We start from the raw sequence: 1,901 nt of genomic DNA, 5'->3' as shown, positions 1-1,901 counted from the left end.
AGCCCCACCCCCGCCAGCACGCCGCCCACGGTGAACGCCACCGGCCCCGCCAGCGCGTACAGCCAGGCCACCGCCAGGAAGAGCACCGCCCCGCCCGTCAGCGTGTAGCGCAGGTAGATGCGCCCGGCGCGCAACGCCTCGTCCGTGCCCGCGTGCACCACCAGCGGGTAGGTGCTCACCGTCAGCAGTTCGTAGAAGAGGAGGAAGGTGATGGGGTTGCCCGCGAAGGAGATGCCCATGGTCGCGGTGACGCACAGGCTGAAGAAGCCGAAGAAGCGCCGCAGGTGGTGCGAGCCCTCCAGGTAGCCCACCGCGTACAGCGTCGTGACGAGCCACAGCAGCGACGACAGCGTGGCGAAGAGCATGCTCAGCGAGTCGCTGCTCAGCACCAGCTCCAGCCCTGGCCCCAGGCCCAGCCCCAGCCGCGTCTCGTAGCGCTGGCCATGGAAGACGCCCCACACCATGTCCGCCACCAGGCCCGCCTTCAGCGTGGCCCCGCTCACGTTGAGCGCCGTGCGCGCGCGGCGCCACGACTCGGGCATGGAGAAGATGACCGCGCCCGTCACCAACGACGTGCCCAGCACCAGTACCGGCAGCCAGGTGTTCCACGCGCTCATGGCCTCCTCCGCCCGAGCGTCCCCAGTGGCTCTGGCGCCCCCACCTCCAGCAGCGCCAGCGGCGCGGACGACACCAGCCCCAGCGCCACCGCCGCCAGCGCCAGCGCCAGCGCCACCGCCTCCAGAGTGCGCGGCACCCGCGCCACCGTCGGCGGAGGCCCGGAGGGCACGGCCATCGCGAGCGCCAGCACCCGCAGCAGGTAGCCCGCCGCCAGCAGCCCGCCGCCGACGATGACCACCGCCAGCGCCCAGGCCTCCGCCTCCAGCGCGCCGCGCAGCAGCAGCCACTTGGCCACGAAGCCGCCGCTGGGCGGCAGCCCCATCAGGCTCAGGCTGGCCAGCGCGAAGGCCAGGAACGTCATGGGCAGCGCCGCGCCCGCGCCCCGCAGCTCCTCCACCCGGTCATGCCCCAGTGCGCGCTGCACGTTGCCCGCCGCCAGGAAGAGCGCCGCCTTGGCGCACGCGTGCGCGAGCAGGAAGTAGACGGCCCCCGCCAGGGCCGCGCTCGCCCCCGCGGTGCCCGCCATTGGGAAGGCGAGGAACGGGTAGCCCAGCTGCCCCACCGTGGAGTACGCCACCACGCCCTTGAGCCGCCGCTGCCGCAGCGCCAGCAGCGAGCCCCAGACGATGGCGCCCACCCCCAGCGCCCCCAGCGCCGCGTCCAGCGCGGGCGTCCGCGCCCCGGCGAACACGGTGAAGCCCAGCCGCAGCTGCGCGTAGATCGCCGCCTTCACCACCAGCGCGGACAGCAGCGCGCTGGCGGGCGCCGGGGCGCTGGCGTGCGCGGGCGGCAGCCACCCGTGCAGCGGCAGCAGCGCCGCCTTCGCGGACAGGCCCGCCATGGCCAGGGCCAGCGCCAGCCCCGTGGTCGGCGAGGGCCGCACCCGCGCGGCGAGCTCCGCCATGTCCAGCACGCCATACTCCGCGTACAGCAGCGCCACCGCCAGCAGGTAAACCAGCGAGCCGCCCAGGGCCACCAGCACGTAGCGCTCCGCGGCCACGCGCGCCACCGCGCCGTGGCCCAGGGCCACCAGGCCCACGGCGGCAATCGACGTCACCTCGAAGGCGACGTAGAGGTTGAAGACGTCGCCGACGACCGCCACCGCGCCCAGCCCGCACGCCAGCGTCAGCCACAGCGGCCAGAAGAAGTCGCGCTCGTGGCCCGGGGGGAAGTAGCGCCACGCATGCACGGCGACGCCCGCGCCCACCCCGGCCACCATCGCCACCACCACGGCGGACAGGCCGTCCGCGTACAGGTCGATGCCCAGCGGCGCGCCCCACCCG

General features: G+C 74.9%; 2 protein-coding genes. Both read right to left on the bottom strand.

Annotation, left to right across the window (positions count from 1 at the left end; translation table 11 throughout):
- Positions 1-617: proton-conducting transporter membrane subunit (locus tag HV826_RS36250; RefSeq protein ID WP_303623603.1), on the bottom strand; the 617-nt coding region annotated here is incomplete at its 3' end.
- On the bottom strand, positions 614-1,901 hold a 1,288-nt coding region (locus tag HV826_RS36245), incomplete at its 5' end, for a complex I subunit 5 family protein (RefSeq protein ID WP_176421559.1). The genes HV826_RS36250 and HV826_RS36245, both read right to left, overlap by 4 nt.

It is taken from the genome of Myxococcus sp. AM010 (assembly GCF_013372585.1).
Taxonomy (GTDB): domain Bacteria; phylum Myxococcota; class Myxococcia; order Myxococcales; family Myxococcaceae; genus Myxococcus; species Myxococcus vastator.
Note: the sequence above shows the minus strand (reverse complement) of the source record. Positions and strands in the feature narration are given on the sequence as shown.